The organism is Holdemanella porci (genome assembly GCF_019052655.1).
GTDB lineage: Bacteria > Bacillota_I > Bacilli_A > Erysipelotrichales > Erysipelotrichaceae > Holdemanella > Holdemanella hominis.
The window spans coordinates 1-357 of the sequence record NZ_JAHQVB010000191.1 but is presented as its reverse complement, the minus strand read 5'-3'; the positions used below and the strand labels follow the sequence as shown (position 1 = coordinate 357).

The 357-nt window shown below is 39.8% G+C and carries 1 protein-coding gene; it reads left to right on the top strand.

The window, feature by feature from the left end; translation table 11 throughout:
- Position 1: 1 nt before the first annotated feature.
- Positions 2-357, top strand: a 356-nt coding sequence (gene rplQ, locus KTQ83_RS12095) for a 50S ribosomal protein L17 (RefSeq protein ID WP_118116685.1), incomplete at its 3' end; no start/stop codon positions are given.

Here is a 357-nt window from a genome sequence, read left to right as displayed (position 1 = left end):
CATGTGGAATCGTAAATTGGGACGTAAAGCCGATCATCGTAAAGCATTGTTGCGTAACATGGCAACATCTTTGATTGAAAACGGACAAATCGAAACAACAGAAATGAAAGCAAAAGAATTAAGCGCTGTAATGGACTCATTAGTAACATTAGCAAAACGTGGAGATTTACATGCACGTAGACAAGCAGCAGCTTATGTTCGCAATGTAGAAGTTGATGAAGAGGGAACAACAGCTCTTCAAAAATTATTCAATGAAATTGGACCAGCATATGCAGATCGTAATGGTGGATACACTCGTGTAGTAAAAACACGTATCCGTCGTGGAGATGCAGCTCCAATGGCAATTGTACAATTCGT